Origin of the sequence: Microbacterium sp. SORGH_AS_0421, assembly GCF_030818635.1 — a bacterium.
Lineage (GTDB): Bacteria > Actinomycetota > Actinomycetes > Actinomycetales > Microbacteriaceae > Microbacterium.
Genome location: NZ_JAUTAO010000001.1, coordinates 3,149,163 through 3,175,348, shown reverse-complemented (window position 1 = coordinate 3,175,348; position 26,186 = coordinate 3,149,163). Strand labels below are relative to the sequence as shown.

Sequence of the window (26,186 nt, the reverse complement as noted above, 5' to 3'; positions counted from 1 at the left end):
CACATGAGAATGCGTAAAGCGAAGGCTCTCAGCGCTCTCGCGCTGCTGAGTGCCGCCGCCCTGGCGATCGCCGGGTGCGCGCCGGGCAACACCGCAGCGCCGTCGGCCAACCCCGAAGACCAGAACTCGCTGCCGTCGACCGCGTGGGTGCGCGCCGACGCCGCAGACGTCAAGGACGGCGGCACGCTGACTCTCGCGGTCGACTCCATGCCCGTGAACTGGAACAACTTCCAGATCGACGGCAACGAGGTCAACACGAACAACATCGTCGCGGCGATGCAGGGTGGCCCCATCCGCATCGGCGAGGACGGCAAGCCCGTCGTCGACCAGAACTACGCTTCCTCCGTCGAGCTGACCAGCACCGACCCCCAGAAGGTCGAGATCAAGCTCAACCCGGATGCCAAGTGGGAAGACGGCACGCCGATCACCGTGGCCGACTACCAGGCCACCTGGAAGGCGAACAACGGAAGCAACCCCGCCTACGTCGTCATCTCGACCACCGGGTGGGACCAGATCTCCTCGGTCGAGCAGGGCACCGACCAGTTCGACGTCGTCATCACGTTCTCGTCGGTCTTCGCGGACTGGCAGAGCCTGTTCGGTCAGGTCCTGCCCGCGAGTGTCGCGAACGACCCGAACACGTTCAACACCGGGTACCTCACGAAGGCGCTTCCCTCGTCGGGCCCCTTCAAGCTCGCGAGCTTCGACTCGACGGCCGGAGTCGCGACCCTCGACCACAACCCCAACTGGTGGGGCCCGAAGCCCAAGCTCGACACGGTGGTCTTCCGCGCCGTGAGCCAGAGCCAGCAGGGCACCTCGTTCAGCAACGGCGAGATCGACGCGCTGAACATCAGCTCGAACGCCGACCTCTACCAGACCGCTCAGAACGTCCCGGGTGCCGAGATCCAGGCCTCGAACGGTCTGACCTGGACGCACATCACGATGCGCGCCTCGAGCGGACCGCTTGCCGACGTCAACGTCCGCAAGGCCGTGGCATCCATCGTCAACCGCGGACAGATCGCGAACAACGCGAACTCGCCAGTCGGCGTCCCCGCCATCACGCAGGGCAGCTACATCTTCATGCCCGGCCAGGACGGCTACACCGACGAGTCCCTGCCCTACGACGTCGACGCGGGCACGAAGTACCTCGAGGACGCCGGCTACACGAAGGACGGCGACTCCTGGACGAAGGACGGCACGGCGCTCTCGTTCACGGTGACAGTCCCCGCCGACACCACGACGAACATCCAGCGTGCCGAGCAGATCCAGGCGGACCTCGCCGAGGTCGGCATCCCCGTCGAGCTCGTCTCGGTTCCCGTCGGCAGCTACTTTTCGGACTACGTCATCAAGGGTGACTTCGAGATGGTGACGTTCTCGTGGCAGGGCACCGCCTACCCGATCTCGTCGAGCCGCTCGCTGTTCACGCCCGTCGACTCGGCGCAGAACTACACCGGCATCGCCGACCCGCGTCTGGACGCGCTGTGGGCCAAGGCCAACTCGGAGCTCGACCCCGACGCGCGCCTGCAGACCGCGCAGGAGATCGACAAGGTGCTCTGGGAGTCCGTGCCGATCATCCCGATCGCGCCGCTGCCGAACGTCTACGCCGTCAAGCAGGGCCTCGTGAACTGGGGCGCGACCCAGTTCGAGACCATCGACTGGACGATCGTGGGCTTCGCCAACTCGTGATCCGTTGACCGAGAGGGGCGGGATCCCGAGGGATCCCGCCCCTTTTTCACGCCGCCGCGCTTCCTGAACGTCTCCTGCCCGGGAGTGTCGTAGGCGCCCGGTAGACTAGGCAGGCCCGATTCCGGGCATCACCCCGAATTTTCCTGGAGACCCTCCATGGCGCACGCCCTTCGTCCTGACCTCCGTAACGTCGCGATCGTCGCGCACGTCGACCACGGCAAGACGACCCTCGTCGACGCCATGCTCCGCCAGACCGGCTCGTTCGGCGACCACGCGCACGTCGAAGAGCGCGCGATGGACTCGAACGATCTCGAGCGCGAAAAGGGCATCACGATCCTCGCCAAGAACACGGCGATCACGTACAACGGCATCCACTCGGACGTGCCGGTGACGATCAACGTCATCGACACGCCCGGTCACGCCGACTTCGGCGGCGAGGTGGAGCGCGGTCTGTCCATGGTCGACGGCGTCGTGCTGCTCGTCGACGCGTCCGAGGGCCCGCTGCCCCAGACGCGCTTCGTGCTGCGCAAGGCTCTCGAGGCGAAGCTCCCCGTGATCCTGCTGGTCAACAAGACCGATCGCCCCGACGCGCGCATCGCCGAGGTCGAAGAAGAGGCGCACGACCTCCTGCTCGGCCTCGCGTCCGATCTCGTCGACGACGTGCCCGACCTCGATGTCGACGCCCTGCTCGACGTGCCGGTCGTGTACGCCTCCGGCCGCGCGGGCGCCGCTTCGCTCAACCGCCCCGACAACGGGTCGCTGCCCGACAACGACGACCTCGAGCCCCTGTTCGCCGCGATCCTCGAGCACGTCCCGGCTCCGGCCTTCGACGACGAGGCGCCCCTGCAGGCCTGGGTCACCAACCTCGACTCCTCGCCGTTCCTCGGCCGCCTCGCGCTGCTGCGCGTCTTCAACGGCACGCTGAAGAAGGGGCAGACCGTGGCCTGGGTGCGCGCCGACGGCACCACCAGCAATGCTCGTGTCACCGAGCTGCTCAAGACCCGCGCCCTCGAGCGCTACCCCGCCGAAGACGCCGGCCCCGGCGACATCGTCGCCATCGCCGGATTCCCCGACATCACCATCGGCGAGACCATCGCCGACCCCGAAGACGTCCGCCCGCTCAAGGCGATCACGGTCGACGACCCGGCCATCTCGATGACCATCGGCACCAACACGTCGCCCCTCATGGGCAAGGTCAAGGGCCACAAGCTCACCGCGCGCATGGTCAAGGACCGCCTCGACCGCGAGCTCATCGGTAACGTCTCGCTCAAGGTCGTCGACATCGGACGCCCCGACGCGTGGGAGGTCCAGGGTCGCGGCGAGCTCGCGCTGGCCATCCTCGTCGAGAACATGCGCCGCGAGGGCTTCGAGCTCACGGTCGGCAAGCCGCAGGTGGTCACCAAGCGCGGTGAAGACGGCAAGCTCAAGGAGCCCTTCGAGCACCTGACCATCGATGCCCCCGAAGAGCACCTCGGCGCGATCACGCAGCTCATGGCCGCCCGTAAGGGCCGCATGGACAACATGACCAACCACGGCACCGGCTGGGTGCGCATGGAGTTCGTCGTCCCCTCGCGCGGTCTCATCGGCTTCCGCAGCGAGTTCCTCACGATCACCCGCGGTACCGGTATCGCCAACGCCATCTCGCACGGCTACGACGACTGGGCGGGTTCGATCACCACCCGTCAGAACGGCTCGATCGTGGCCGACCGCATGGGTGTCGTGACCCCCTTCGCGATGATCGCTCTGCAGGAGCGCATGAGCTTCTTCGTGCAGCCCACCGAAGAGGTCTACGAGGGCATGGTCATCGGCGAGAACTCCCGCGCCGACGACATGGACGTCAACATCACCAAGGAGAAGAAGCTGACGAACATGCGTTCGTCGACCTCCGACTCCTTCGAGTCGATGACGCCCCCGCGCCTGCTGACGCTGGAGGAGTCGCTCGAGTTCGCGCGCGACGACGAATGCGTCGAGGTCACGCCCGAGAAGGTGCGCATCCGCAAGGTCGTGCTCGACGCGACCGAGCGCGGCCGCACCGCCTCGCGCCTGAAGCGTCAGGATGCCAACGCCTGAGCGATCCCGCTCGCGAACGGCCCCGCCCAGCCCCGTGCTGAGCGGGGCCGTTCGGCTTTTTCCGGCCCCTTGAGTGTCCGGGAAGCTCCGACGGGTCTGGGATCCGTCGGGCTGTTTCGGGCAGTCAACCGGCTGCCGCTGTACGCATAAACGCGATCCGCGCGCAGAAACGCGCTCTGCTCCTGTTTCTGCGCGCCGGAAGCGTTTATGCGTAAACCGGTTGACGGCGCTGCCGCCGGTTCGCGACCGGAAGGCGGACGCGCCGGGCGTCCCCGGACGCGCGAGTGCGCCGCGGGTGCCGGGCGACGACCGACGTCGAGTGTCCAGAACACGCCGCGCCGGGGTGCGACCACCCGGCGTGTCATGGACACTCGATCGGGATGCCGGCCCCGGCCCCGGGCGATGGCCGTCAGCGCGACTCGACGACGCACACGGCGCTCATGCCGGGTGTGAGCGCCTCGAAGACGTGCGGGGAGTCGCCTGCGTACGAGAGGTAGTCGCCGGGGGAGAGCTCATAGGGGGCATCGGCGGGGCCGACGAGGCCGCGACCCGACACCATGACGAGGTGCTCGACCGTCCCCCGGGGGTGAGGGTCGGATCGGCGGGGCTGTCCGGGCTCGGCGGAGAGCAGGTAGATGTCGCGGCGCGCGTGCGGCGGACTCGCCGACAGCAGCACGGCGACGTACTCCGATGCCGAGGACGCCACGGCGGTTCCCGCTTCTCCGGCGCGGATCAGGGTGGGGGAGTGCGCGCCCTCATCGACGAGGTCGGCGAAGGTGATCCCGAGAGCGGAGGCCAGGGCCCAGAGCGTTTCGACACTCGGGTTCCCGCCGCCGTTCTCGAGCTGTGACACCGTCGCTTTGGCGACTCCTGCGCGCCGCGCCAGCTCGGACACGCTGAGATCGCGTCTTTCCCGCTCGCGTCGCAGGCTCGCGGCGATGCGGTTGCTCAGATCGCTCATGTGTTCATTATCGCTGCCGATCGTTCGATTTGACGAACACGCCACTATCGTTCACGATGATGCTCATGCGTTCGTTCTACCGAACACCCGAGGGGGTGGCGACCCGGCAGGGGCTCGCGGTCGCCCTCGCCACGAGTGCCTACGGCATCTCGTTCGGGGCCCTGTCCGTGGCATCCGGTCTCGACATCTGGCAGACCTGCGTGTTGAGCCTGCTGATGTTCACGGGGGGATCGCAGTTCGCCTTCGTCGGCGTCGTCGCCGCCGGGGGACCGGCCGCCGCCCCCGCGGCCATCGCCTCCTCGGCTCTGCTGGGCGTTCGCAACGCGGCGTACGCGATGCGCATGGCTCCGGTCGTCGCGGGTGGGTTCTGGCGCAAGCTGTCGGCGACGCACTTCACGATCGACGAGTCGGTGGCCGTCGGCCTCGCCCAGGATGCACCCCGCGCACGCCAGGCCGGCTTCTGGGTGACGGGGATCGCGATCTGGGTCGGGTGGAACCTCTCGACCTTGCTGGGTGCGCTTCTCGGCGACGTGCTCGGCGACCCGCGCTCCTACGGTCTCGACGCCGCCGCGGCGGCCGCGTTCCTCGCCCTGCTCTGGCCGCGCCTGCGCGGACGACAGCCCCTGGCCGTCGCGGCGGGAGCGGCGGTCGTCGCGGCGCTGCTCACGCCCTGGCTCATGCCGGGCATCCCGGTGATCGCTGCGGCCGGAGTCGCCGTCGCGGTGGGCCTGTTCGACCCGCGGGGCGCAAAGGCGTCGACGGAAGAGGAACGGATGCCATGACCCTGTGGACCGCGGTGCTCCTGGCATCCGTCATCTGCTTCGCGCTCAAGGCGATCGGGTACTCGCTTCCGGCGCACTGGCTCGACTCTCCCCGTCCGGCCCGCGTCGCGGACCTCCTCACCGTCGCCCTGCTCGCGGCGCTCGTGATGGTGCAGACGCTGGGGGCGGGGGCGGCCGTCGTGGTCGATGCGCGGCTCCCGGCCGTCGGTGTCGCCGCCCTGCTGCTGTGGGCGCGTGCGCCGTTCCTCGTCGTGGTGGCCGCCGCCGCCGTCACTGCCGCGCTGCTGCGGCTCTGGGGGTGGGCGGCGTGAGGGGGCTCGCGCTGCGCGCATAGCCGTCCCGCCTAGACTCGGGCGGTGACTTCCACGATTCTTCGCGTCGTCGGCTGGGTGGTTGCCCTGCTCGTCGGAGCCTTCTACGGAGCCGCCGGTACCGTCGGCCAGGCCTTCCTCGTCGGCCCGGTGCCGGTCGGTCTGATCCTCGCGACGATCGGCAGCGCCGCGCTGCTCATCGCCTTGCGCACCCTCACCGGCGACCGCGTCAACGCCCTCGCCGGCGGGCTCGGCATCACCGCCGCGACCTATCTCTTCTCGCAGGTGGGCCCGGGCGGCTCCGCGATCGTGGCGGCGCCCACGGCGGGCACGGAATGGATTCCGCTGGTGTGGACGGTCGTCGGCCCCGCCCTGATGGTGCTCGTGGCGTTGTGGCCCGACTTCTCCAAGCTCCAGACCCCCGCGCGTCCGGTCGAATCTTAGGCCCGAGGGCCCGTCGGCGGAGGCGATCGCCTCGGCGCGATTAGACTGGGCGGGTGACTTACGTGATCGCCCTCCCGTGTGTCGATGTCAAAGACCGCGCCTGCATCGATGAGTGTCCCGTCGACTGCATCTACGAGGGTGAACGATCGCTCTACATCCACCCCGACGAGTGCGTCGACTGTGGTGCCTGCGAGCCGGTCTGCCCCGTCGAAGCCATCTACTACGAGGACGACCTCCCCGAAGAGTGGGCCGACTACTACAAGGCCAACGTCGAGTTCTTCGATGACATCGGATCGCCCGGTGGAGCGGCCAAGGTCGGCGTGATCGCCAAGGACCACCCCGTCATCACCGCGCTGCCCCCGCAGAGCCACTGAGCCGTGGGCGTCGCCGACCTCGCCGACTACCCGTGGGACGCCGTCGCCCCCTATGCGGAGCGCGCGCGGCGACACCCCGACGGCATCGTGGATCTGTCGATCGGCTCGCCCGTCGATCCGACCCCCGTCGTGATCGCCGAGGCCCTGGCCGACGCGACCGATGCGCACGCCTACCCGGCCACGGCGGGCACTCCGGCGCTGCGTGAGGCGATCGCCGACTGGTACGAGCGCCGTCGCGGCGTTCCGGGGCTGAGCGCGGCGAACGTCCTGCCGACCGTGGGCTCGAAAGAGCTCGTCGCCCTGCTGCCGCTGCTTCTGGGCCTCGGCCCGGGCGATGCCGTCGTGCACCCCCGAGCGGCCTACCCCACCTACGAGGTCGGCGCGCGTCTCGTCGGCGCCGAGTCCGTGGCATCCGACGATCCCTCCGAGTGGCCCGCCCACACGCGTCTGGTCTGGATCAACTCGCCGGGCAACCCCGACGGCCGCGTCCTGTCGACGGACGAGCTTCGGGATGCCGTGACCCGGGCGCGCGAGATCGGTGCCGTCCTGGCCTCCGACGAGTGCTACGCCGAGCTCGGCTGGGATGCCCCGTGGGACGCGCAGCCCGTCCCGAGCGTTCTCGATCCGGCCGTCGTGGACGGCGATCTCACGGATGTGCTCTCGGTCTACTCGCTGAGCAAACAGTCGAATCTCGCCGGGTACCGTGCGGCGTTCCTGGCCGGTGACGCCGCTCTCGTGGCGCGTCTGCTGAACGGGCGGAAGCACCTCGGTCTCATGCCGCCCGCGCCCGTGCAGCGCGCGATGACCGTCGCTCTCGGCGACGATGCGCACGTGGCAGAGCAGCGCGAACGCTACGCTCGCCGTCGGGCGGTCCTCAAGCCTGCCGTCGAGGCCGCCGGCTTCACCATCGACCGCAGCGAGGGCGGCCTGTACCTGTGGGCGACCGAGGAGCGCGACGCCTGGGAGAGCGTGGACCGACTCGCCGACCTCGGCATCCTGGTCGGTCCCGGGCACTTCTACGGCGCGCACTTCCCGAACCACGTGCGCTTCTCGCTGACGGCGACAGACGAGCGCATCGCCGCCGCGGCCGAGCGCTTGACTCCCTGATTCAGCTCGAGCGGTTCCACGCCTCCCAGAGGCGCGCGTAGGGGCCGCCGGCCTCGCGCAGCTCGTCGTGCGTGCCCTCTTCGCGGATGCGGCCGGCCTCGAGCAGTACGACGCGGTCGGCGCGGGCGGCCTGGCTGAGCCGGTGCGCGACGACCAGGGCGGTGCGTCCCTCCACGATCGCGAGCGCGGCATCCTCGAGTCGGCCCGCCTCGGCCGATCCGGCCTCGGCCGTCGCCTCGTCGAGCACGACGACGGCGGGGTCGCTCAACGACACGCGCGCGAGGGCGATCAACTGCGCCTCGGCGGGCGAGAGGGGGGTGCCCGAGGCGCCGACGGGTTCGTCCAGCCCCCGGGCGAGGCGCGCGACGAGGCCGCCCGCGCCCACGCGCCGCAGCGCCTCGACGAGATCGTCGTCGCCCGCGTCGCGGGCGGCCAGGGTGAGGTTCTCGCGCAGGTCGGTGTCGAAGACGTGCACGTCCTGCGTGACGAGGGCCACCCTGCCGGGGCGACGCACCCGGCCCGCGACCGGATCGTGGACGCCCGCGGCGATGGCCGCGAGCGTGGACTTGCCGGTCCCTGAGGCGCCGACCACGGCCACGGTGGTGCCCGAGGCGACGCGCATCGACACGTCGTGCAGCACCGGGTGATTCCTCTCGTAGGCGTGCGTGATGCCCTGCAGCACGAGGTCGTCGTCTGCGCCGGTGCCGCGGTCCGGCCGCTCGTCGTCGTGGCGCGCGACGGGCCCGTTCTGCGCCCCGGCGCGGACCACGCCGACGATGCGCGAGAGCGAGGCGAGGGCCGACTGCAGGTCGTCGACGACGAACAGGAGCTGGTTGATCGGCCCGAACAGGCGCAGGAAAAGCAGCATGGCCGCGGTCGTGCCGCCGATCGTTCCCGCCCCGTTCGCCACCAGGACGAAGCCGACGACGAGCAGCCCGGCCATGCCGAGGAACTCGGCCGCGTTCAGACGAGCGAAGAACAGGTTCTGGATGCCGCGCGCGCGCATGCTCCACCGCACGACCGCCCACGATGCCGTCGCGATGCGCGACAGGTGGGCGGATTCCGTGCGGTAGGCGCGTACGGTCTCGAGTCCCCGGAGCGCGTCGAGCAGGTGCTGAGCGCGATCGGACATGGCGGCGCGTTCGGCCGCGTACACCGCGGGCGCAGCGCGCAGGTACCGGCGCACGGCGAAGACGTGCAGGGGCGTCACCACGACGAGCGCGACGGCGTACCACGGGTCGATGACGGCCATGCCGACGAGCGTCACCACGATCGTGAAGGCGGACCCGACCAGCGCCGGCACGACCTGCGGGATCGCGCCCGAGACCTCCGCGACGTCGTCTCCGGCCCGGGCGACGAGATCTCCGGTGCCCGCGCGTTCGATGTGCGCCGGCGGCAGGTGCAGGGCGGTGTCGACCATGCGCTCGCGCAGGGAGGCGAGGGCGTGCTCGAACAGCCGCGAGGCCGACACCGTCCCGACGGCCGTGAGCACCGACGCCAGCACGACGGCACCGGCCATCACCGCCGCGAGCGTCCAGGCCAGTCCCGGATCATCGCCACCCGCGCCGATCGCATCGACGACCGCGCCGAGCGCGAGCGGACCGACGACGCCGGCGGCCGCGGCGGCGAGCACGACGACGAAGAGTGCGGGCAGTCGCCACCAGCCCCGGGGGAACGCGCGCCACATCTCTCGCGCGACCGCCCCGGCGGGGGCGAGGGGCAGCGGAACGCTCACGCGTCGCCTCCTTCGGGGACGTGCACGACGCGATCGGCGACGGCGGCGAATGCGGGCGCGCGAGTGACGACGAGGGTGCGACGGTGGCGACGAGACGCGTGCACCCCTTCGGCGATGCGCGCCTCGGTGACGGCGTCGACCGCGGTCGTCGGGTCGTGCAGCACGAGCAGATCGGGGTCGTGTGCGAGTGCCCGGGCCAGAGCGACGCGTTGACGTTGGCCCCCCGAGAGTGCCGTGCCGTTCTCGCCGACGCGACTGTCGAGCCCCTGGGGAAGGATTCCGGCGAGATCGTCGCACGCGGCCGCGCGCAGAGCGGCCGCCAGGGTCTCGGCATCCGCTCCCGGCGGGGCGACGTTCTCGGCCACGGTTCCGGCGAACAGGTGCGCCACGTGCGGGGCGTGGAGGGCATCCGGATGCCGTGCGCGCAGGGCAGCGGCGACCGCCACGGACCGTTCGCCGGCGCACGCGACGACGACGAACTCGCCCGGGCGAACGGCGAGGTCGTCAGCGAGGTCGTCGGTGGGCGAACCGGCCGCGAGCAGGCTCTGTTCGGCCGGGCGCGCGGGCGCGCGGGACGCTTCGACGCCCTCGACGTCGGGTTCGGTGTCGCGGAGCACGTCGAGCAGGCGTGCCGCGGACGCCGTCGACGAGGCCCACCACGCCCCGGTGTACAGCGCCAGCACCCGGAGCGGGTCGATGAGGAACTGCGCGAGGCCCACGACCGCGACGAAGGCGCCGACGCTCAGCGATCCCGACAGTGCGAGGACGGCCGCGCAGACGGCGATCGCGGTGAGGAACAGGCCCGTCACGATGCTCATCGCCCCGCCGAACACGCCCTCGGCCCGTCGGGCGCGCACGGTGTCGGCCAGAGCGGTCCGGCTGGCCTGTCGGTAGCGGCGCGCGGCCTCGGCCTCGGCGCCGATACCGCGGATGACACGGTAGCCGCTGAGCAGGTCGGCCGCCCGGCCGGCGGCGGCGGCCGCGGCCCGCTGCTCGGCGCCGCTGCGGTCGCGCAGGGTCCGGCCCGCACGCTCGGTGAGCCACAGCAGCAACGGAGCGCCCACGAGCACGGCCAGCCCGAGGGGCCACGACAGGGTGAGCAGCACCGCGCCGCCGAAGAGCACCGCGGCCAGCTGACCGACCGGGTACACGCCGATGGACACGGCCTCCGAAAGACGATTCGCATCCGAGGTGGCGAGCGAGAGGGCGACGCCCGGCTGCTCCGAGGGGCGGCCCGCGCGTGGCGCCCGCCGCATCAGATGAGCGGCGACCGTCGTGCGCAGGCGATGCTGCACCGCGAGCGTGCCGAGCTCGGCCAGTCGCGAACCGAAGCGCCACGAGAACGACAGCATCAGGAAGTCGGCCGCCAGCAGGCCGAGCCATAGCACCAGCTGCAGCGGATCGCCGGTGGCGACCGCTCGCTCGATGGCGAGACCCATGATGACGGGGACGAGGGCCTCGCCCACCTGATGCGTGATCGACAGCGCGGCGGCGGGAACCGAGTAGCGGGGAGCAGCCCGCGCCACCCGCCACGTCAGCCCGCGTGGCGTGGTCCGATCGGTCACGGGCAGTGCACGCGTGGGAATGGGCTCCGTAGGCGCCTGAAGCAGCATCCTCATCGCGGCGCCGTTCGATCCCGTCCGAGGGCGGACACGGCGGGCGACCCCGAGACGGGATCGGGGGTGACCACGCAGCGCAGCCCGAAGACCTCCTCGACCATCTCTGCCGTCACGACCTCGGCCGGGGCGCCCTCGGCGACGACGCATCCGTCTTTCACGGCGATGAGATGGGTGCCGTAGCGGGCCGCCTGGTTGAGGTCGTGGAGCACCGCGACGAGGGTGCGCCCCTGGGCGTTGAGATCGGTGAGCAGTTCCATCAGCTCGATCTGGTGCGCGATGTCGAGGAACGTCGTGGGTTCGTCGAGCAGCAGGATGGGCGTCTGCTGGGCCAGGGCCATGGCGATCCAGACGCGCTGGCGCTGGCCGCCGGAGAGTTCCGACACGAGCCGCCCCGACAGATCGGCCGTGCCCGTGGCATCCATCGCCTCGGTCACCGCCGCTTCGTCGTCGATCGACCACTGCCGCAAGAACCCCTGGTGCGGATGCCGTCCGCGGGCGACGAGGTCGATGACCGTTATGCCGTCGGGGGCGAGCGAGGTCTGCGGCAGCAGACCCACCGCGCGCGCCAGCTCCTTCGGCTGGTACTCGCCCAGCGGCCGGTCGTCGAGGCGCACCACGCCCGCGGTCGGCGCGAGCAGGCGGGCGAGCGCGCGCAGCAGGGTCGATTTGCCGCTGGCGTTCGCCCCCACGATCACGGTGAACGATCCGTCGGGGATGGCGATCGATAGGTTCTCGGAGATCACCCGCCGGTCGTAGCCGATCGTGAGGCCCTGGGCGGTGAGGCGGGCGGGAGCGGTCATGCGCGTCTCCGGGTTTCGTGGATGAGGAGCCAGACGAGGTAGAGCCCGCCGACGACGACCGTGACCAGGCCCACGGGCAGGGGAATGGGCAGCACGTGCTGGGCGACGATGTCGGACGCGAGCAGCACGACCGCCCCGACGAGCGCCGATGGTGCGAGAGCGATGCCCGCGGTGCGGGTCAGACGGAGGGCGATCTGCGGGGCGGCCAACGCCACGAAGGCGATCGGACCGGCGGACGCGGTGACCGCGGCGGTGAGTGCGACGGCGCAGACGACCAGCCCCAGCCTCGATTTCTCGACCCGGATGCCGAGTGCCCGGGCGGCATCGTCGCCGAGCTCGAGGCGCGACAGAGCACGGGAGAACAGCCCCAGCGCAGCGCACGCGGCGACGATGACCCCGGTGGCGGGCAGCACCTGAGACCAGCCGACCGGCGAGAGCGAACCCGCGCCCCACACCGCGGCGATCATCGCGACCTCGACCTTCGCGCGCAGCAGCAGGTACGTGCTGAGCGCCTGCAGCATGGCGGAGACACCGATGCCCACCACGATCAGACGGAAACCCTGGATGCCGCGGCGGTACGCGAGCGCGTAGACGAGAGCAGCCGCGACGAGACCGCCGCCGATCGCGCCTCCCGACACCGCGACAGTGCCGGCACCGGCCCCGACCAGGAGGATGACGCTGAGCCCGCCGGCGTACGAGCCCGCGGACAGACCGATGACGTCGGGGCTGGCCAGCGGATTGCGGGTGAGCGACTGGAACACCGCGCCCGAGACGCCCAGGGCGGCACCGAAGATCAGGGCCGCGAGCACGCGCGGCAGACGCCACTCGCGCACGACGGTGGCGGTGAAGCCGCCGTCGATCCCGAGCAGGGCGCCGACCACCTGGCCGGGGGTGAGCGCCAGGTCGCCCAGGTACAGGGCGAGGATCGCCAGCGCGAGGGCGACCGCGGCGATGGCGCCGCCGACCGCGAGGGTGCGCACGCGCAGGCGCAGCGACAGCAGCCCGTGGCGCACGACGACGGTGCGGGGGCCGCCCGCGAGACCGCGACCTGCTTCCGGCCGATTGGAGCCGGGGGAGAGGGCGGTCACAGGCTGCTCGCCTTCGCGCGCCGGACGAGCGCGATGAGCACGGGCGCGCCCACGAACGCGGTGACGATGCCCACGGGAACCTCGCTCGGCCACAGCACCACCCGCCCGATCACATCGGAGAGCAGCAGCACGGTGGGGGCGATGACCATCGTGTACGGCAGGATCCAGCGCTGGTCGGGGCCGACGATCCAGCGCGCGACGTGCGGGGCCATGAGCCCGACGAAGGCGATGGGGCCGGCGATCGCGGTCGCCGACCCGGCGAGCACGGTGATCGCGACGACCGACAGCACGCGCGTGCGCACGAGGCGCGTGCCGAGGGAGGCGGCCAGGTCGTCGCCGAGGCCCAGGGCGTTCAGCGACCGCGCGCACGCGAGGGCAACGACGACGCCGGTTCCGACGAAGGGCAGCACGGGAACGATGACGTCCCAGCCGCGCTCCACGAATGACCCGGCGCTCCAGCCGCGCAGTCGCGCGAAGGTCACCGGATCCAGCAGCATCATCGCGCTGGTGATCCCCATCAGGACGGCTCCGACGGCCACACCGGCCAGGGTCAGGCGCACCGGGTCGGGCCCGCCGCGTCCGACACCGCCGATCGCGTACACCGTCACCGTGACCAGCAGTGCGCCTCCGAAAGCCCACGGTAGGAACTGCAGTGCCGTCACGGCCCCCAGCACGACGCCGACGGCGACGAACAGGGCTGCTCCGGCATCCACCCCCAGGATGCCGGGATCGCCCAGCGGATTGCGGGTGAAGGCCTGGATCAGGGCGCCGGCGAGGCCCAGGGCCACTCCGGCGACGATCGCGGCGATCGTGCGCGGCAGGCGCAGGTCGAGCACGATCTGATCGCCGACACCGCCGTCGGGGCTGGTCAGCGCGTGCCATATCTCGGTGGGGCCGAGCGCGTTCGAGCCGACCGCGATGCTCAGGCCAGCCGCGAGGGCGAGTGCCAGCACGGCGATGACGAGACCGGCGGCCCGCCGACGCAGTGGGAGCGAGGGGAGGCGGTCGCGCCGCGCGCTGGGGCGCGACGCGACCGACGGCGAGGGCGTCACCGGAGGATCAGCCCTCGACGCTCTGCGGCGAGGTCCCCGCGACGGCCTTTTCGAGGCGCGGCACGAGCTCGTCGAGAACGTACTTCTGGCTCAGCGGCGTGAGGAAGTAGATGGCTCCGGCCAGCTCCGCGTCGGTGTACACGGCTCGGCCGCCGGCGACCGCGCTCAACGAGCGGGTCGTGCCGAAGTCGAGCAGCGCGGGCAGCGACTCAGCGCTCTCGGTGGCGAAGACGATGACGTCGGCGTCGATGAGCGACATGTTCTCACCCGAGATGAGCGCCTGCGCGCCCTTCTGCTGCACGTACTTGTCGAGCCCCGGCGTGATCACGAAGCCCAGATCGGTGAGGAAATCGGTGTTCAAGCCGTCGGGGTAGACGTAGATGCTGCCCTGCCACGGGCCGCCCTGCGAGAACGACGCGGTCTTGCCCGCGAACTCGGGGTGCGCCGCGGCGGCTGCCGCGTACTTCTCTTCGATTCCGGTGATCAGGCTCTCGCCCTCGGCACTGCGCCCCATCGCCTGCGCGATCTGACGGGTCTGTCCCTTCCAGTCCGAGAAGTAGCCCTCGGTGCCGGCGACGCTCGCGATCGTGGGGGCGATGGCGCTGAGCTTGGTGTAGTCGTCGGCGGTCAGCTTGGCGTTCGTGCCGACGATGAGATCGGGCTCGAGAGAGGCGATCTTCTCGAACTCGAGGCCGTCGGTCGCGGAGAGCACGGTGGGCTCGGCGCCGTTGAGCAGATCCGTGGCCCAGGGCCAGACGGCGTAGGGCTGTTCGCCGTACCACTCGGTCGTGGCGACCGGGGGCGTGCCGAGCTCGAGCAGGACGTCCTGCTCGGTCAGGCCGACCACGACGACACGTTGCGGCTCGGCCGTGACGGTCGTCTCGCCGAACTGGTGGGTGACCGTCACGGGGAAGGTGTCGCTCGGCTGTGTCGAGTAGGTGGCGTTGCGGGCGCCGGCCTCGGCAGTGCTGCCACAGCCGGCGAGCAGGGCCGCGGCGACGGCGAGGACGGAGCCCAGTGCGGCGAGGCGTACGGGGCGGGAGCGATGGCGGGGAGCAGGCATGCGGACTCTCGGGTCGATGGGACGGGCGCCGCTAGGTTAGCCTTGCCTTATCTTGCCCGCCATCGTCGTGAGGAGACATTCCATGTTGGATCACGACACCGTGATGTCGCGTAGCGAACATCCCGGTTCGACAGATGCCGTATCCGAGGCCACCCATAGTCGCCACTGGACATCGGCGGAATTCGCGGTGATCTCGACGTCGGTCAGCGCCGGCGCCGGTTTCGACCCGCACCGCCACGAGGAGGATCAGCTCGCCTGGATGGCGTCCGGCTCCATGGAGGTCTCGGTCGGGGCCGACCGTTGGCACCTGCGCCGCGACCACCAGGTCTGGATCCCCGCCGGCGTCCTCCACGAGATGCGCTTCACCGAGCCGGGGGAACTCGTCAGTGCCTACGTCGACCAGCGTCACCGGCCCGCGCGCACGGGGTGGGAGCGCGCCCGGGTGCTCGCCCTCGACCCGCTCGGCGGCGCCCTGCTAAGCCACCTCGCCGCGGGTGATCGTGCAGAGGGGCGCCGCCAGTCGTGCTTCGCGATCCTGAGCGACCTCGTCGCCGAGGCTCCCGTCGCGCGCGAGGTCGTCGCGCTGCCGCAGGACCCGCGGGCACGGGCCGTTGCCGTCGCCCTGCTGGACCGGCCCGACGACGAGCGCGACCTGGACGCCTGGGCGGCCGAGGTGGGTGTGAGCGCCAGAACCGTCGCGCGGGCCTTCGTCGCCGACACCGGGCGCACCTTCCGCGAGTGGCGCGTGCGCGCGCGCCTGCACGCCGCAGTGGGGCTTCTGCTGCAGGGAGAACCGGTGCACGTCGTGGCCCCCGCGGTCGGATACGACTCGGTCAGCAGTTTCATCTCGGCATTCCGCCGTCGTTTCGGGGTGACTCCGGCCGTCTACGCCGGGCGATCGCGCGAGATGCCCGACTGAGACGGGACCGAGAGCGGCGACGTCACGCCGAGAATCGCTCGAGATGTTCACCCCGTCGGATGCCGGGCAGTCGCGGCTCCCGCGCGACGACGTCGATCACGGGTCGTCGTCCTCCATCGCCGTCGTGGCGACGGTCTCGGCCGAGGAGGGCAACCTCCTCAGGCGGTGTCATCCGTACGTCGGTGGGCCTACTAGGCTGTAAAAGCCTTGTGCTCGGGTGACCCTCCGGGCGAAGGCCGACCAGGATGACACCCCCGTGGCATCCATCGGTCGAGAAGATCGCGGGGTGCCGCAAGCCCCCGCGTTCGACCACACGGGCGACCAGAAATCGCAAGGAGGCGCGGTGAGCGACGCGGGCACGCAGCAGGACAAGGCCACTCTCACGGTAGGGGGCACCACCGCCGAATTCCCGGTCCTGCGAGGCACCGACGGCGTTCCGAGCATCGACATCGCGTCGCTGACGAAGCAGACCGGTCACACCACGCTCGACTATGGTTTCGTCAACACGGCGTCGACCAAGTCCGACATCACCTACATCGACGGTGACCAGGGCATCCTCCGCTACCGCGGCTACCCGATCGAGCAGCTGGCGAAGAACAGCACCTACCTCGAGGTCGCGTGGCTGCTCATCTACGGCGAGCTGCCGTCGGCATCCGAGCTGGCGTCCTTCGACGAGCGCATCCGCCGTCACACGCTGCTGCACGAAGACCTCAAGAGCCTGTTCTCGGCTCTGCCCCCGACCGCGCACCCCATGTCGGTGCTGTCGGCCGCGACGGCCGCGCTCTCGACCTACTACGAGGCAGAGTCCGACCCGCACAACCCCGAGCACGTTGAGCTCAACACGGTGCGCATGCTCGCGAAGCTCCCCGTGATCGCGGCCTACGCGCACAAGAAGAGCATCGGTCAGGCCTTCCTCTACCCCGACAACTCGCTCGGCTTCGTCGACAACTTCCTCAAGCTGAACTTCGGCGTGCACAGCGAGCCCTTCGAGGCCAACCCCGTCATGACGAAGGCCCTCGACCTGCTGCTCATGCTTCACGAGGACCACGAGCAGAACGCGTCGACCTCGACCGTGCGCCTCGTCGGCTCGACAGGGGCCAACCAGTTCGCTTCGATCTCGGCCGGTATCCAGGCGCTCTCGGGTCCCCTGCACGGCGGCGCGAACGAAGCCGTGCTGCAGATGCTCGCGCGCATCCGCGACTCGGGCGAGAGCGTCGAGCGCTTCGTCGAGCGGGTGAAGAACAAGGAGCAGGGCGTCAAGCTCATGGGCTTCGGTCACCGCGTCTACAAGAACTACGACCCGCGCGCCAAGCTCGTCAAGGAGTCGGCCGACGAGGTGCTCGAGGCCCTCGGCGTCAGCGACCCGTTGCTCGACCTCGCCAAAGAGCTCGAGCAGATCGCTCTCGAGGACGACTACTTCAAGGAGCGTCGCCTCTACCCGAACGTCGACTTCTACACCGGCGTGATCTACAAGGCGATGGGGTTCCCCACGCGCATGTTCACCGTGCTGTTCGCGATCGGACGCCTGCCCGGCTGGCTCGCGCAGTGGCGCGAGGCCATTACCGACCCGCAGACCAAGATCGGTCGCCCGCAGCAGCTGTACACGGGTGCCGCCGAGCGGAACTATCCCGGCGTCTGACCGGATCCGAAACGCCCCGTCCCTCTCGCGAGGGGCGGGGCGTTTCGCCGTGCGCGGGGCGAGCGCCAAGGGCGCGGCGCTGCGCGCGGCGGGTTCCGCGGGTGCGGCGCTGGGCCTCGTGGGCCCTGGTGGGTAGGGCGCTGCGCGCGGTGGGCTCGTCGGTGGGTGCGGCTGCACGCATAAACGCTCTTGGCGCGCGCAAACGCGAGGAGAGCGTGTTTGTGTGCGCGGGGAGCGTTTATGCGTGAGGGGCGGATGCCGTGGGCCGGGCGCGTCGCGCCCCGGGTGCAGCGCTGCGCGCGGTGGGCCCTGGTGGGTATGGCGCTGCGCGCGGTGGGCTCGTCGGTGGGTGCGGCTGCGTGAGGGGCGGATGCCGTGGGCCGGGCGCGTCGCGCCCCGGGTGCAGCGCTGCGCGCGGTGGGCCCCCGGTGGGTTCGGCCGCGGCATAAACACTCTCACCGCGCGTAAACGCGCTGTGCTCGCGTTTCTGAGCGCGGATCGCGTTTATGCGCGGGGTGGGGAGGCAGCGGGACGTCGACGCAGCGCGACACCCCGCGGCGACGCAATGCCCGCACCGCCCCGGCCCGAGCGATCGCGCCTTATGCGTGCAGCGCCTCGTTGAGGGTGACGCCGACACCCGCGCGGGCCGAGGCCTCGACGGTGCCGGTGAGCGAGTTGCGGCGGAACAGGATGCCGTCGCGGCCGGAAAGCTCCCCGGCCTTGATCGTCTCGTCACCGACCTTCACCTTGGTTCCCGCGGTGACGTACAGACCCGCCTCGACGACGCAGTCGTCGCCGAGCGAGATACCGATACCCGCGTTCGCACCGAGGAGGGTACGCGCGCCGATCGAGACGCGGTGGGTGCCGCCGCCCGACAGTGTGCCCATGATCGAGGCGCCGCCGCCGATGTCGGTGCCGTCGCCGATGACGACGCCCTGCGACACGCGGCCCTCGATCATCGAGGAGCCGAGCGTGCCGGCGTTGAAGTTGACGAAGCCCTCGTGCATCACGGTCGTGCCGGGGGAGAGGTGCGCGCCCAGGCGCACGCGCGAGGCGTCGGCGATGCGCACGCCCGCGGGGAGCACGTAGTCGGTGAGGCGCGGGAACTTGTCGAGACCCTGCAGCTCGATACCGTGACGCTTGAGCTGCGGCAGCAGCCGGGCCGCGTCGTCGGGGTGCACGGGGCCGGCGTTGGTCCAGGCGACGTTGGGAAGGTGGCCGAAGATCCCGTCGAGGTTGATCTCGTTGGGGCGCACGAGCAGGTGCGACAGCGCGTGCAGACGCAGGTAGGCATCGATCGTCGAGGCGGGGGCCTCGTCGGCGTCGATCGTGAGGGACACCGTCTCGACGACGACTCCGCGTCGCTCATCGGGGCCCGTGGAGGATGCGAGCGCCGCCTTCTCGGCATCCAGGTCGTTCGAGTCGCCCAGGACCGGCTTCGGGAACCAGGCATCGAGCACCGTCCCCCCGGTGGTTCGTGTCGAGAGGCCGGCAGCGCTGATGCGTCGTTCGTTGCTCACGGTCCCAGGGTAGTGGGGCACCGCCTGTGCGAAGATCGGGGCATGCTCGCGCTCGACCTCACCCAGTCCTCGGCCGCCCTCACCCGAGCGGTCTGCGACATCCACAGCGTCTCGGGAGATGAGACCCCTCTCGCGGATGCCATCGAGGCCGCCGTCTCCGCGTACGTCCATCTCGAGGTCATCCGCGATGGCGACACCATCGTCGCCCGCACCAATCTGGGGCGCGAGCGCCGGGTCGTGATCGCCGGGCATATCGACACCGTGCCGATCAACCGGAACCTCCCCGTCGAGGACCGCACGGTCGACGGGGTCGAGGTCATCTGGGGGCGCGGGACGGTCGACATGAAGGCCGGCGTCGCGGTGCAGCTCAAGCTCGCCGCCGAGCTCACCGAGCCCCCGGTCGACATCACGTGGATGTGGTACGACCACGAAGAGGTCGACTCCGCTCTGAACGGCCTCGGTCGGCTGTCGCGCAACCGTCCTGATCTGTTCGAGGGAGACTTCGCGATCCTCGGCGAGCCCAGCAACGGCGAGGTCGAGGGCGGCTGCAACGGAACGCTTCGCGCGATCGTGCGCACCGAGGGCGTCCGCGCGCACAGCGCGCGATCGTGGATCGGCGAGAACGCGATCCACAAGGCGGCGCCGATCCTCGCGCGCCTGGCCGAGTACCGAGCCCGCGAGATCGAGGTCGAGGGTCTCGTCTACCGCGAGGGCCTCAATGCCGTCAGCATCTCGGGCGGTGTCGCGGGCAACGTCATCCCCGACGCGTGCGCCGTCGAGGTCAACTACCGCTTCGCTCCGAGCCGCGACGCCGCGGCCGCGATCCGCGTCGTCACCGACGTGTTCACCGGCTTCGACGTCGAGATCGTCGACGTGGCCGAGGGCGCTCGCCCGGGCCTCGACGCGGCTCTCGCGAGAGACTTCGTGGATGCCGTGGGTGCCACGCCGAAACCCAAGTACGGCTGGACCGATGTGGCGCGGTTCTCGGCCCTCGGCATCCCGGCCGTCAACTACGGCCCCGGCGACCCGCATCTCGCGCACCACGACGAGGAACGAGTCCCTCTCGCGCAGATCGACGCCGTCGAGCAAGGCCTGCGCGCCTGGTTGAGCGGGTCGTGACCACCGCGGCCACGACGCGCACGCGGGTCGCCTGGGGGGAGCGTCTGCCCCTGGCGGCGCGCATCGCGATCGTCTACATCGCTGCGCGCGTGGTCACGACGGGCTTCTTCCTTCTCGCGTCAGCGCTGTCGGGCCCGGGTTCGCGCTACGGCATCGCGCCCTCGCTCGAGAAGCTCGCCCTGGGGTGGGACGCGCAGTGGTACTGGCTCGCCGCGGTGTCGGGGTACCCGGTGGATCTGCCGATCGCCGCGGGCGGTCACGTCGCCGAGAACGCCTGGGCGTTCATGCCCCTGTATTCGTACCTCTCGGCCGGGCTGGGCTTCCTGCTCGGGTCGTGGGGCGCGGGGGCCATAACGATCTCGCTGGCCGCGGGCTACGGAGCCTGTCTCGTGCTGCACTCCCTGCTGCGCGAGCGCATCGGCGCGTCGGCTGCGATGTGGGCCGTGGTCTTCTTCGCGTGCGGGCCGCTGGCAGCCCTGTTCCAGGTGGGGTACGCCGAGGCGTTGTTCCTCTTCTTCCTCTTCCTCGCTATCCGGTGTGTTCAGCGGCTGCAATGGACCTGGCTCTACCTGCTCGTTCCCGCGATGGGTTTCACACGCCCCGGCATCCTGGCTTTCGCCCTGTTCCTCGGGCTCTACGGCATCCATCGCTTCCTCCATCGTCGGACGGATCCGCTGCCGACGCGCGATATCGCGCACCTCGTGGCCCTGGGCGGACTCTCGGTCGTCGTGGGCTTCGCGTGGCAGGCGATCGCGGGCTTCGTCACCGGCGACCCCGGCGCGTATCTCGCCACCGAGCTCGCGTGGCGACGCAACTGGCTCGGCGATTCGAGCGGCGGGTTCCTCCCCGTCGACGGGTTCGTGCAGGCCGCGGGATTCTGGTTCGCCCGCTGGGGGCTGGGCGCGGCGACGGGATACGTTTTCCTGGCAGTGCTCGTGCTGGCCGTGGCCGCGCTGTTGCTGTTCTCCCCGCAGGTGAAGCGCCTCGGCATCGAGGTGCGACTGTGGTCGGCGAGCTACCTGGTCTACCTGCTGCTGGTGTTCTTCCCGCAGTCGAGCATCTTCCGGTTGCTGGTGCCGATCTCGCCGTTGTGGGGGGCTCTCGCGGTGCCGCAATCACGCCGATGGCGGATCGGCGTCCTCGCTCTCGCTCTGCTCGGACAGTGGTGGTGGATCTACAACATGTACGCCCTCGCGAACGCGTACTGGCAGATTCCCTGATCCCCGTTCACGTCCGTCGACCACGCGGTACGACCCGCCGCGCAGGATACCGGTAAACTTCTCAGGCAGACCAACGACGAAAAGGGGGCCGCGATGGCAGCCATGAAGCCGCGTACCGGCGACGGACCGATGGAGGCCGTGAAGGAGGGCCGGTTGATCATCGTGCGCGTGCCGCTCGAGGGTGGCGGGCGACTCGTCGTCTCGGTGAACGACGCCGAGGCGAAGGAACTCTACGACGTGCTCGGTGGTGTCGTCACCGCCTGACGACCATCGACGCAGAAAAGGCCGGTCCCTTCGGGGGCCGGCCTTCTTCGTGCGTTCGGAAGACTCAGACCTCGGTCGGCCGCGTCGTGAGCTGCAGCAGCCCTTCGCCGGTGGTCGACAGCGCGCCGATGACGGCGGGGGAGGACTGCACCTCCTGGATGAGCGAACGGTAGGCCGTAGTCACCGGGTCGCGGCGCACCGGGTCGGCCGCACCGTGCGCGAGGACACGGGGGATGAGCACCGTTCCGCCGGCGCGCACGAGACGCAGACCGTGCTCGACGTACTCGATGACGCCTTCGGGGTCGGCGTCGATGAAGACGATGTCGTACGACGCCTCGTTCATTCGCGGCAGGACATCCGAGGCCCGACCGGTGATGAACCGGGCGCGCGCGGCGGGTACGCGGGCGTCGATGAACGCGGAGCGGGCGGCCCCGAGGTGCTCCGGCTCACTGTCGATCGTCGTGATCGTCGCACGGGGCGAGCCGTGCAGCAGCCACAGGCCCGAGACTCCGCCTCCGGTGCCGACCTCGACGATGTTGAGAGCACGGGATGCCGCCGAGATCACGGCCGCCTGGGCTCCGACCGCGGGGCTGATCGGCGCCGCTCCGAGCTCGAGCGCGTGCGCCCGGGCGCGAGCGATGTGCTCGGGCTCGACCGTCGACTCCTGCACGAACCGTTCGTTCGCCTCATGACCGCTCACGTGGACCTCCTCAGATCAGGCTAGACGGCCGATGGTCGCTCGCCCCCTAGGCGAGGCCGGTAATCTGGTCCCATGTTCTTCGGCCTCACGATCGAGAAGCTGATGCTGATCGGCGTGATCGCAGCGGTCCTCGTCGGCCCCGAGCGCCTCCCGCGCTACGCGGAGGCGTTGGCCAAATTCACCAAGCGTGCGAAAGAGACGCTTCAGGGTGCGCGCACGCGCATGCGCGACGAGATGGGCCCGGAGTTCGACGACGTCGACTGGAAGAAGCTCGACCCGCGTCAGTACGACCCGCGCCGCATCATCCGCGAGGCGCTGCTCGACGACACCCCGACGGCGACCATGCGTGCCGCGGGCGCCGCCGCTCTCGCAGCGCGCGAGAAACCGGCATCCACCCCCTTCGTGGCGGGCGAGCTCCCGCCGTTCGACGACGAGGCGACCTGACGCGGATTCCGGCGGCTGCCCCGGGCGGAGGTCCCTGAGGCTGTCGGAGAGGCCGGAACCGGGCGGGGCGGCGTCAGACCGCGTGTCACCAGAACAGGGGATGTCACCGGAACAGGCCGATCCGCCACGAATCGTCCTGTTCTCGTGGCGGCGCCCTGTTCTCGTGACGGGAGCGGCTCGGCGGGGCGGCGCGGCGGAGAGCGCGATCCGGATGCCGTGGCCCGGGGTCGCACCGTGACGGGGGGCGGCGAGGGTCAGACGTTCAGGCGGAGCGCCTTGCCCGCGAGACCCCGCGGTCGCACGGCCAATGCGGAGGCGGCGGCGTCGATCGCGCGAGCGGCCGGGTCGTCGGGCTGCGACAGGACCACGGGTCGTCCGTCGTCACCGCCGGCGCGGAGCGCGGGGCTGAGCGGCACGGATGCCAGCAGCGGCACGCGCACGTCGTCGCTCGACAGGGCGCGGGCCACCTCCTCGCCGCCGCCCGCGCCGAACAGGTCGAGCACGGTGCCGTCGGGGAGGGTCATGGCCGCCATGTTCTCGATCACCCCGATCGGATGCTGGCCGGTCTGGCGTGCGACGAGCCCGGAGCGGACGGCCACCTCGGCGGCCGCCGCCTGCGGGGTCGTGACGACCAGCACATCGGCATGGGGGAGCAGCTGCCCCACCGAGATCGCGACGTCGCCCGTGCCCGGAGGCATGTCGAGCAGCAGCACGTCGAGGTCGCCGAAGAACACGTCGGTGAGGAACTGCTGAACGGTGCGGTGCAGCATCGGTCCGCGCCAGGCGACGGCTCCCGCGGCGTCCTCTCCGGGTCGCCGCAGGAACATGCCGATCGAGATGACCTTCACCCCGTACGCCACGGGTGGCAGGATCAGGTCGTCGAGCTTGGTGGGGGCCGGCGGCAGGCCGTCGTCGTCGACGAGGCCGAGAAGGCCCGGGATCGAGAATCCGTGCACGTCCGCGTCGATCAGCCCGACGCGAAGCCCCTTCGCCGCGAGCGCCACGGCGAGGTTCGCGGTGATGGTCGACTTGCCCACTCCGCCCTTACCGCTCGTGACGGCGATCACGCGCGTGAGCGAGTCCGGGCCGAAAGGCATCTCGCGCTTCGCGCGCCCACCGCGCAGCTTCTCGGTGAGGGCCTTGCGCTCGTCGGGCGACATCACCCCGACCCGCACGTCGACCGCGTCGATGCCAGCGACCGAGGCCGCGGCATCCCGGACGTCTCTTTCGATGCGATCCGCGGCGGGGCAGCCGACGATCGTCAGGGCGATGCCCACCTCGGCGGTCGCACCCGAGACCGTGATCTCGCGCACCATGTCGAGCTCGCCGAGCGGCCGCCGCAGTTCCGGATCGGTGACGGCGGCGACCGCTCGGCGAACGCTCTCGGCGAGGGCGTCGGTCACGAGGCGGGCCGAGGAGCGTCGTCGTGGTCGTCGAGGCGCTCGAGCGCCGCTTTCAGTTCGGCGCGCAGCGTGTCCTTCGTGATGACCTCGTCGGTCAGATCGCGCACGGCCATGCGCAGCGCCACGATCTCGCGGGCGAGGTACTCGGTGTCGGCGAGGTTTCGCTCGGCACGCTGACGGTCCTGCTCGATCTGCACGCGGTCGCGGTCGTCCTGTCGGTTCTGCGCGAGCAGGATCAGGGGAGCGGCGTACGAGGCCTGGAGCGAGAGCACGAGCGTCAGCGCGGTGAAGCCGATCGCTGCGGAGTCGAAACGCAACTCGTCGGGCGCGATCGAGTTCCAGCCCATCCACACCACGCAGAACAGCGTCAGCGACAGCAGGAAGGTGGGCGTCCCCATCGCGCGGGCGACCCACTCGGTGAACCGTCCGAAGCGGTCGCGCGAGGGCTGCGGAGCGCGCGGGGCCAGGACGCCGGTGCGGCCGCGCGGGGCGTCGAGAGCGGGCTTGCGGTTGTTGCGTGCCATCAGCGCCTCCTCGGGGTCTGCGGGGTGATCTGGGGGATGCTCGCGGTCGCGGTGGACCTCGTGGTCGTCCGGGGTCTCGGATCGTCGCTGTCGTGCGTGCGCCAGTCGTCGGGCAGCAGGTAGTCGAGCACGTCGTCGACGCTCACGCAGCCGACGAGGCGGTGCGCCTGATCGACCACGGGCAGCGACACGAGGTTGTAGCTCGCGAGCAGACGGGCGACCTCGGCCGCGGTGGCGTCTGCGGTGACCGGCTCGAGCGTGTCGTCGATGATCGCGCCCAGGCGCTCGTGCGGCGGGTACCGCAGCATGCGCTGGAAGTGGACCGTGCCGAGCAGACGCCCGGTGGGCGTCTCGTACGGGGGCAGGGTGATGAAGACGGATGCCGCGAGGGCGGGGTGCAGCTCGTGCCGCCGGATGAGGGCCAGGGCCTCGGCCACCGTCGCGTCGGCCGAGAGCACGATCGGCTCCGGCGTCATGAGACCACCGGCGGTGTCGGGGCCGTACTGCAGGAGGGCGCGGACGTCGTCGGCCTCTTCCGGCTCCATGAGGTCGAGCAGCTGCTCGGAGCGCGACTCGGGGAGCTGACCGAGAAGGTCGGCCGCGTCGTCGGGCTCCATGGCATCGAGGATGTCGGCGGCGCGTTCGTCCCCGAGCTGCTCGAGGATGTGCACCTGCTCGTCCTCGGGCATCTCCTCGAGGGCGTCGGCCAGGCGGTCGTCGCTCAGCTCTTCGGCGACCTCGATGAGGCGCTCCTCGGGAAGATCGAGCAGCGTGTTGGCGAGGTCGGCCGGCTTGAGCTCGGAGTAGGTCGCAACCAGCTGCTCGGCGGACTGCGCCTCGCCGGGCGTCTGGTTCTCGCGCACCTCGCCCCACGCGGCGAAGGTCGTCGCGCCCTTGGCGAAGGGCGACGCGCTCGTGCGCGGGCGGCGGAGGAACAGCTGCCCCACGTCCCACTCGCCCAGGCGGTTGCGCTCGATCGCGACGTCCTCGATCACGGCGGTGCCGGAACCGTCGACGAGGCGCACGCGACGGCCGAGCATCTCCGCCATGACACGCACCTCGCCCCCGCGCTGTTGGAAGCGGCGCACGTTGATCAGGCCGGTCGTGATGACCTGACCGGCCTGTATGGAGGTGACGCGCCCGATGGACACGAACACATGTCGTCGTCCGGGAATCTCGACGACGAGCCCCACGACGCGCGGCGCGGCGGACGCGCGGTAGATCACCACGACGTCGCGCACCTTACCCAGACGGTCTCCCGCCGGGTCGAACACCGTGCAGCCCGCCAAGCGGGCGACGAATACCCTTTGCGTGCTCACTGGACCAGCGTAGTCCGCACCTCCTA

26 protein-coding genes are annotated in these 26,186 nt (G+C 70.7%); 14 read left to right on the top strand and 12 right to left on the bottom strand.

Annotation, left to right across the window (positions count from 1 at the left end; genetic code table 11):
* Positions 1 to 3 precede the first annotated feature (3 nt).
* Together QE416_RS15185 and typA are read left to right on the top strand one after the other, a co-directional pair.
* The gene (locus QE416_RS15185) at positions 4 to 1,683 is read left to right on the top strand and encodes an ABC transporter family substrate-binding protein (RefSeq protein ID WP_307317443.1); all 1,680 of its coding nucleotides are present in this window, start codon (positions 4 to 6) and stop codon (positions 1,681 to 1,683) included.
* Positions 1,684 to 1,839: 156 nt separating this feature from the next.
* Entirely contained in the window at positions 1,840 to 3,753 is a 1,914-nt protein-coding gene (typA, locus tag QE416_RS15180) for a translational GTPase TypA (protein ID WP_210074354.1), read from the top strand.
* Positions 3,754 to 4,162: 409 nt separating this feature from the next.
* On the opposite strand, the gene QE416_RS15175 is transcribed toward typA, so the two are convergent.
* The gene (locus QE416_RS15175; RefSeq protein WP_210074356.1) at positions 4,163 to 4,714 is read right to left on the bottom strand and encodes a helix-turn-helix domain-containing protein; all 552 of its coding nucleotides are present in this window, start codon (positions 4,712 to 4,714) and stop codon (positions 4,163 to 4,165) included.
* A gap of 65 nt (positions 4,715 to 4,779) precedes the next feature.
* Here QE416_RS15175 and QE416_RS15170 point away from each other — a divergent pair, with 65 nt between their 5' ends.
* Genes QE416_RS15170 through dapC form a run of 5 tightly spaced genes read left to right on the top strand, consistent with a single transcriptional unit; the run spans position 4,780 to position 7,732 of the window.
* On the top strand, positions 4,780 to 5,496 hold the full coding sequence (locus QE416_RS15170) for an AzlC family ABC transporter permease (protein WP_307317440.1): 717 nt from the start codon (positions 4,780 to 4,782) through the stop codon (positions 5,494 to 5,496).
* A complete protein-coding gene (locus tag QE416_RS15165; protein WP_307317437.1) occupies positions 5,493 to 5,807 on the top strand; it encodes an AzlD domain-containing protein in 315 nt (104 codons plus the stop codon). Before QE416_RS15170 ends, QE416_RS15165 begins: the two co-directional genes overlap by 4 nt.
* A gap of 45 nt (positions 5,808 to 5,852) precedes the next feature.
* Positions 5,853 to 6,251, top strand: coding sequence for a DUF6113 family protein (locus tag QE416_RS15160; protein WP_210074360.1), 399 nt, complete (start codon positions 5,853 to 5,855; stop codon positions 6,249 to 6,251).
* A 53-nt stretch (positions 6,252 to 6,304) separates the two neighbouring features.
* On the top strand, positions 6,305 to 6,625 hold the full coding sequence (gene fdxA, locus QE416_RS15155) for a ferredoxin (RefSeq protein ID WP_307317433.1): 321 nt from the start codon (positions 6,305 to 6,307) through the stop codon (positions 6,623 to 6,625).
* A gap of 3 nt (positions 6,626 to 6,628) precedes the next feature.
* Positions 6,629 to 7,732 carry a succinyldiaminopimelate transaminase gene (gene dapC, locus QE416_RS15150; RefSeq protein WP_307317430.1) on the top strand — a complete coding sequence of 368 codons (1,104 nt, stop codon included), beginning with the start codon at positions 6,629 to 6,631 and terminating at the stop codon, positions 7,730 to 7,732.
* 1 nt (position 7,733) lies between these two features.
* On the opposite strand, the gene QE416_RS15145 is transcribed toward dapC, so the two are convergent.
* Genes QE416_RS15145 through QE416_RS15120 form a run of 6 tightly spaced genes read right to left on the bottom strand, consistent with a single transcriptional unit; the run spans position 7,734 to position 15,089 of the window.
* Entirely contained in the window at positions 7,734 to 9,467 is a 1,734-nt protein-coding gene (locus QE416_RS15145; protein WP_307317427.1) for an ABC transporter ATP-binding protein, read from the bottom strand.
* Positions 9,464 to 11,032 carry an ABC transporter ATP-binding protein gene (locus QE416_RS15140; RefSeq protein ID WP_307317425.1) on the bottom strand — a complete coding sequence of 523 codons (1,569 nt, stop codon included), beginning with the start codon at positions 11,030 to 11,032 and terminating at the stop codon, positions 9,464 to 9,466. The genes QE416_RS15145 and QE416_RS15140 overlap by 4 nt, the downstream gene beginning before the upstream one ends.
* Positions 11,033 to 11,082: 50 nt before the next feature.
* Positions 11,083 to 11,886 carry an ABC transporter ATP-binding protein gene (locus QE416_RS15135; RefSeq protein WP_210074368.1) on the bottom strand — a complete coding sequence of 268 codons (804 nt, stop codon included), beginning with the start codon at positions 11,884 to 11,886 and terminating at the stop codon, positions 11,083 to 11,085.
* Positions 11,883 to 12,974 carry an iron chelate uptake ABC transporter family permease subunit gene (locus QE416_RS15130; RefSeq protein WP_307317423.1) on the bottom strand — a complete coding sequence of 364 codons (1,092 nt, stop codon included), beginning with the start codon at positions 12,972 to 12,974 and terminating at the stop codon, positions 11,883 to 11,885. The genes QE416_RS15135 and QE416_RS15130 overlap by 4 nt, the downstream gene beginning before the upstream one ends.
* Entirely contained in the window at positions 12,971 to 14,026 is a 1,056-nt protein-coding gene (locus tag QE416_RS15125; protein ID WP_307317421.1) for an iron ABC transporter permease, read from the bottom strand. The genes QE416_RS15130 and QE416_RS15125 overlap by 4 nt, the downstream gene beginning before the upstream one ends.
* Positions 14,027 to 14,033: 7 nt before the next feature.
* Positions 14,034 to 15,089 (bottom strand): ABC transporter substrate-binding protein, encoded by a 1,056-nt coding sequence (locus tag QE416_RS15120; RefSeq protein WP_307317418.1) that lies wholly within the window; start codon positions 15,087 to 15,089, stop codon positions 14,034 to 14,036.
* Positions 15,090 to 15,171: 82 nt separating this feature from the next.
* Here QE416_RS15120 and QE416_RS15115 point away from each other — a divergent pair, with 82 nt between their 5' ends.
* From QE416_RS15115 to QE416_RS15105, 3 genes are all read left to right on the top strand, one after another.
* On the top strand, positions 15,172 to 16,008 hold the full coding sequence (locus QE416_RS15115; RefSeq protein ID WP_307317415.1) for an AraC family transcriptional regulator: 837 nt from the start codon (positions 15,172 to 15,174) through the stop codon (positions 16,006 to 16,008).
* 43 nt (positions 16,009 to 16,051) lie between these two features.
* Entirely contained in the window at positions 16,052 to 16,210 is a 159-nt protein-coding gene (locus tag QE416_RS15110) for a hypothetical protein (protein ID WP_307317413.1), read from the top strand.
* Positions 16,211 to 16,351: 141 nt separating this feature from the next.
* Entirely contained in the window at positions 16,352 to 17,647 is a 1,296-nt protein-coding gene (locus QE416_RS15105) for a citrate synthase (RefSeq protein ID WP_115918874.1), read from the top strand.
* A gap of 599 nt (positions 17,648 to 18,246) precedes the next feature.
* Here QE416_RS15105 and dapD read toward each other — a convergent pair.
* A complete protein-coding gene (gene dapD, locus QE416_RS15100) occupies positions 18,247 to 19,167 on the bottom strand; it encodes a 2,3,4,5-tetrahydropyridine-2,6-dicarboxylate N-succinyltransferase (protein WP_267786920.1) in 921 nt (306 codons plus the stop codon).
* 42 nt (positions 19,168 to 19,209) lie between these two features.
* Here dapD and dapE point away from each other — a divergent pair, with 42 nt between their 5' ends.
* From dapE to QE416_RS15085, 3 genes are all read left to right on the top strand, one after another.
* Complete coding sequence (gene dapE, locus QE416_RS15095) at positions 19,210 to 20,286, top strand: succinyl-diaminopimelate desuccinylase (RefSeq protein ID WP_267786921.1); 1,077 nt, start codon at positions 19,210 to 19,212, stop codon at positions 20,284 to 20,286.
* Positions 20,283 to 21,506 (top strand): hypothetical protein, encoded by a 1,224-nt coding sequence (locus QE416_RS15090; protein WP_307317409.1) that lies wholly within the window; start codon positions 20,283 to 20,285, stop codon positions 21,504 to 21,506. Before dapE ends, QE416_RS15090 begins: the two co-directional genes overlap by 4 nt.
* A gap of 93 nt (positions 21,507 to 21,599) precedes the next feature.
* Positions 21,600 to 21,770 carry a DUF3117 domain-containing protein gene (locus QE416_RS15085; RefSeq protein ID WP_074615842.1) on the top strand — a complete coding sequence of 57 codons (171 nt, stop codon included), beginning with the start codon at positions 21,600 to 21,602 and terminating at the stop codon, positions 21,768 to 21,770.
* Between the two features lie 64 nt (positions 21,771 to 21,834).
* Here QE416_RS15085 and QE416_RS15080 read toward each other — a convergent pair whose 3' ends face one another.
* A complete protein-coding gene (locus QE416_RS15080; protein WP_210074385.1) occupies positions 21,835 to 22,470 on the bottom strand; it encodes an O-methyltransferase in 636 nt (211 codons plus the stop codon).
* A 72-nt stretch (positions 22,471 to 22,542) separates the two neighbouring features.
* Between QE416_RS15080 and QE416_RS15075 the strand changes: the two genes are divergently transcribed.
* Entirely contained in the window at positions 22,543 to 22,914 is a 372-nt protein-coding gene (locus QE416_RS15075) for a Sec-independent protein translocase TatB (RefSeq protein WP_210074387.1), read from the top strand.
* A 254-nt stretch (positions 22,915 to 23,168) separates the two neighbouring features.
* On the opposite strand, the gene QE416_RS15070 is transcribed toward QE416_RS15075, so the two are convergent.
* The 3 genes from QE416_RS15070 to QE416_RS15060 are packed head-to-tail and all read right to left on the bottom strand — an operon-like array spanning position 23,169 to position 26,160.
* A complete protein-coding gene (locus QE416_RS15070) occupies positions 23,169 to 24,317 on the bottom strand; it encodes an Mrp/NBP35 family ATP-binding protein (RefSeq protein WP_307317406.1) in 1,149 nt (382 codons plus the stop codon).
* Positions 24,314 to 24,841: a DUF1003 domain-containing protein gene (locus QE416_RS15065; RefSeq protein WP_210074399.1), complete on the bottom strand. Its 528-nt coding sequence runs from the start codon at positions 24,839 to 24,841 to the stop codon at positions 24,314 to 24,316. The genes QE416_RS15070 and QE416_RS15065 overlap by 4 nt, the downstream gene beginning before the upstream one ends.
* A complete protein-coding gene (locus tag QE416_RS15060) occupies positions 24,841 to 26,160 on the bottom strand; it encodes a magnesium transporter MgtE N-terminal domain-containing protein (RefSeq protein ID WP_210074401.1) in 1,320 nt (439 codons plus the stop codon). Before QE416_RS15060 ends, QE416_RS15065 begins: the two co-directional genes overlap by 1 nt.
* Between the last annotated feature and the right edge of the window lie 26 nt (positions 26,161 to 26,186).

Excerpts from the sequence above, each read along its gene's own strand:
- QE416_RS15185 (WP_307317443.1), top strand. The coding sequence starts at position 4 with ATGAGAATGCGTAAAGCGAAGGCTCTCAGCGCTCTCGCGCTGCTGAGT.
- typA (WP_210074354.1), top strand. The coding sequence starts at position 1,840 with ATGGCGCACGCCCTTCGTCCTGACCTCCGTAACGTCGCGATCGTCGCG.
- QE416_RS15175 (WP_210074356.1), bottom strand. The coding sequence starts at position 4,714 with ATGAGCGATCTGAGCAACCGCATCGCCGCGAGCCTGCGACGCGAGCGG.
- QE416_RS15170 (WP_307317440.1), top strand. The coding sequence starts at position 4,780 with ATGCGTTCGTTCTACCGAACACCCGAGGGGGTGGCGACCCGGCAGGGG.
- QE416_RS15165 (WP_307317437.1), top strand. The coding sequence starts at position 5,493 with ATGACCCTGTGGACCGCGGTGCTCCTGGCATCCGTCATCTGCTTCGCG.
- QE416_RS15135 (WP_210074368.1), bottom strand. The coding sequence starts at position 11,886 with ATGACCGCTCCCGCCCGCCTCACCGCCCAGGGCCTCACGATCGGCTAC.
- QE416_RS15120 (WP_307317418.1), bottom strand. The coding sequence starts at position 15,089 with ATGCCTGCTCCCCGCCATCGCTCCCGCCCCGTACGCCTCGCCGCACTG.
- QE416_RS15115 (WP_307317415.1), top strand. The coding sequence starts at position 15,172 with ATGTTGGATCACGACACCGTGATGTCGCGTAGCGAACATCCCGGTTCG.
- QE416_RS15110 (WP_307317413.1), top strand. The coding sequence starts at position 16,052 with ATGTTCACCCCGTCGGATGCCGGGCAGTCGCGGCTCCCGCGCGACGAC.
- dapE (WP_267786921.1), top strand. The coding sequence starts at position 19,210 with ATGCTCGCGCTCGACCTCACCCAGTCCTCGGCCGCCCTCACCCGAGCG.
- QE416_RS15085 (WP_074615842.1), top strand. The coding sequence starts at position 21,600 with ATGGCAGCCATGAAGCCGCGTACCGGCGACGGACCGATGGAGGCCGTG.
- QE416_RS15075 (WP_210074387.1), top strand. The coding sequence starts at position 22,543 with ATGTTCTTCGGCCTCACGATCGAGAAGCTGATGCTGATCGGCGTGATC.
- QE416_RS15065 (WP_210074399.1), bottom strand. The coding sequence starts at position 24,841 with ATGGCACGCAACAACCGCAAGCCCGCTCTCGACGCCCCGCGCGGCCGC.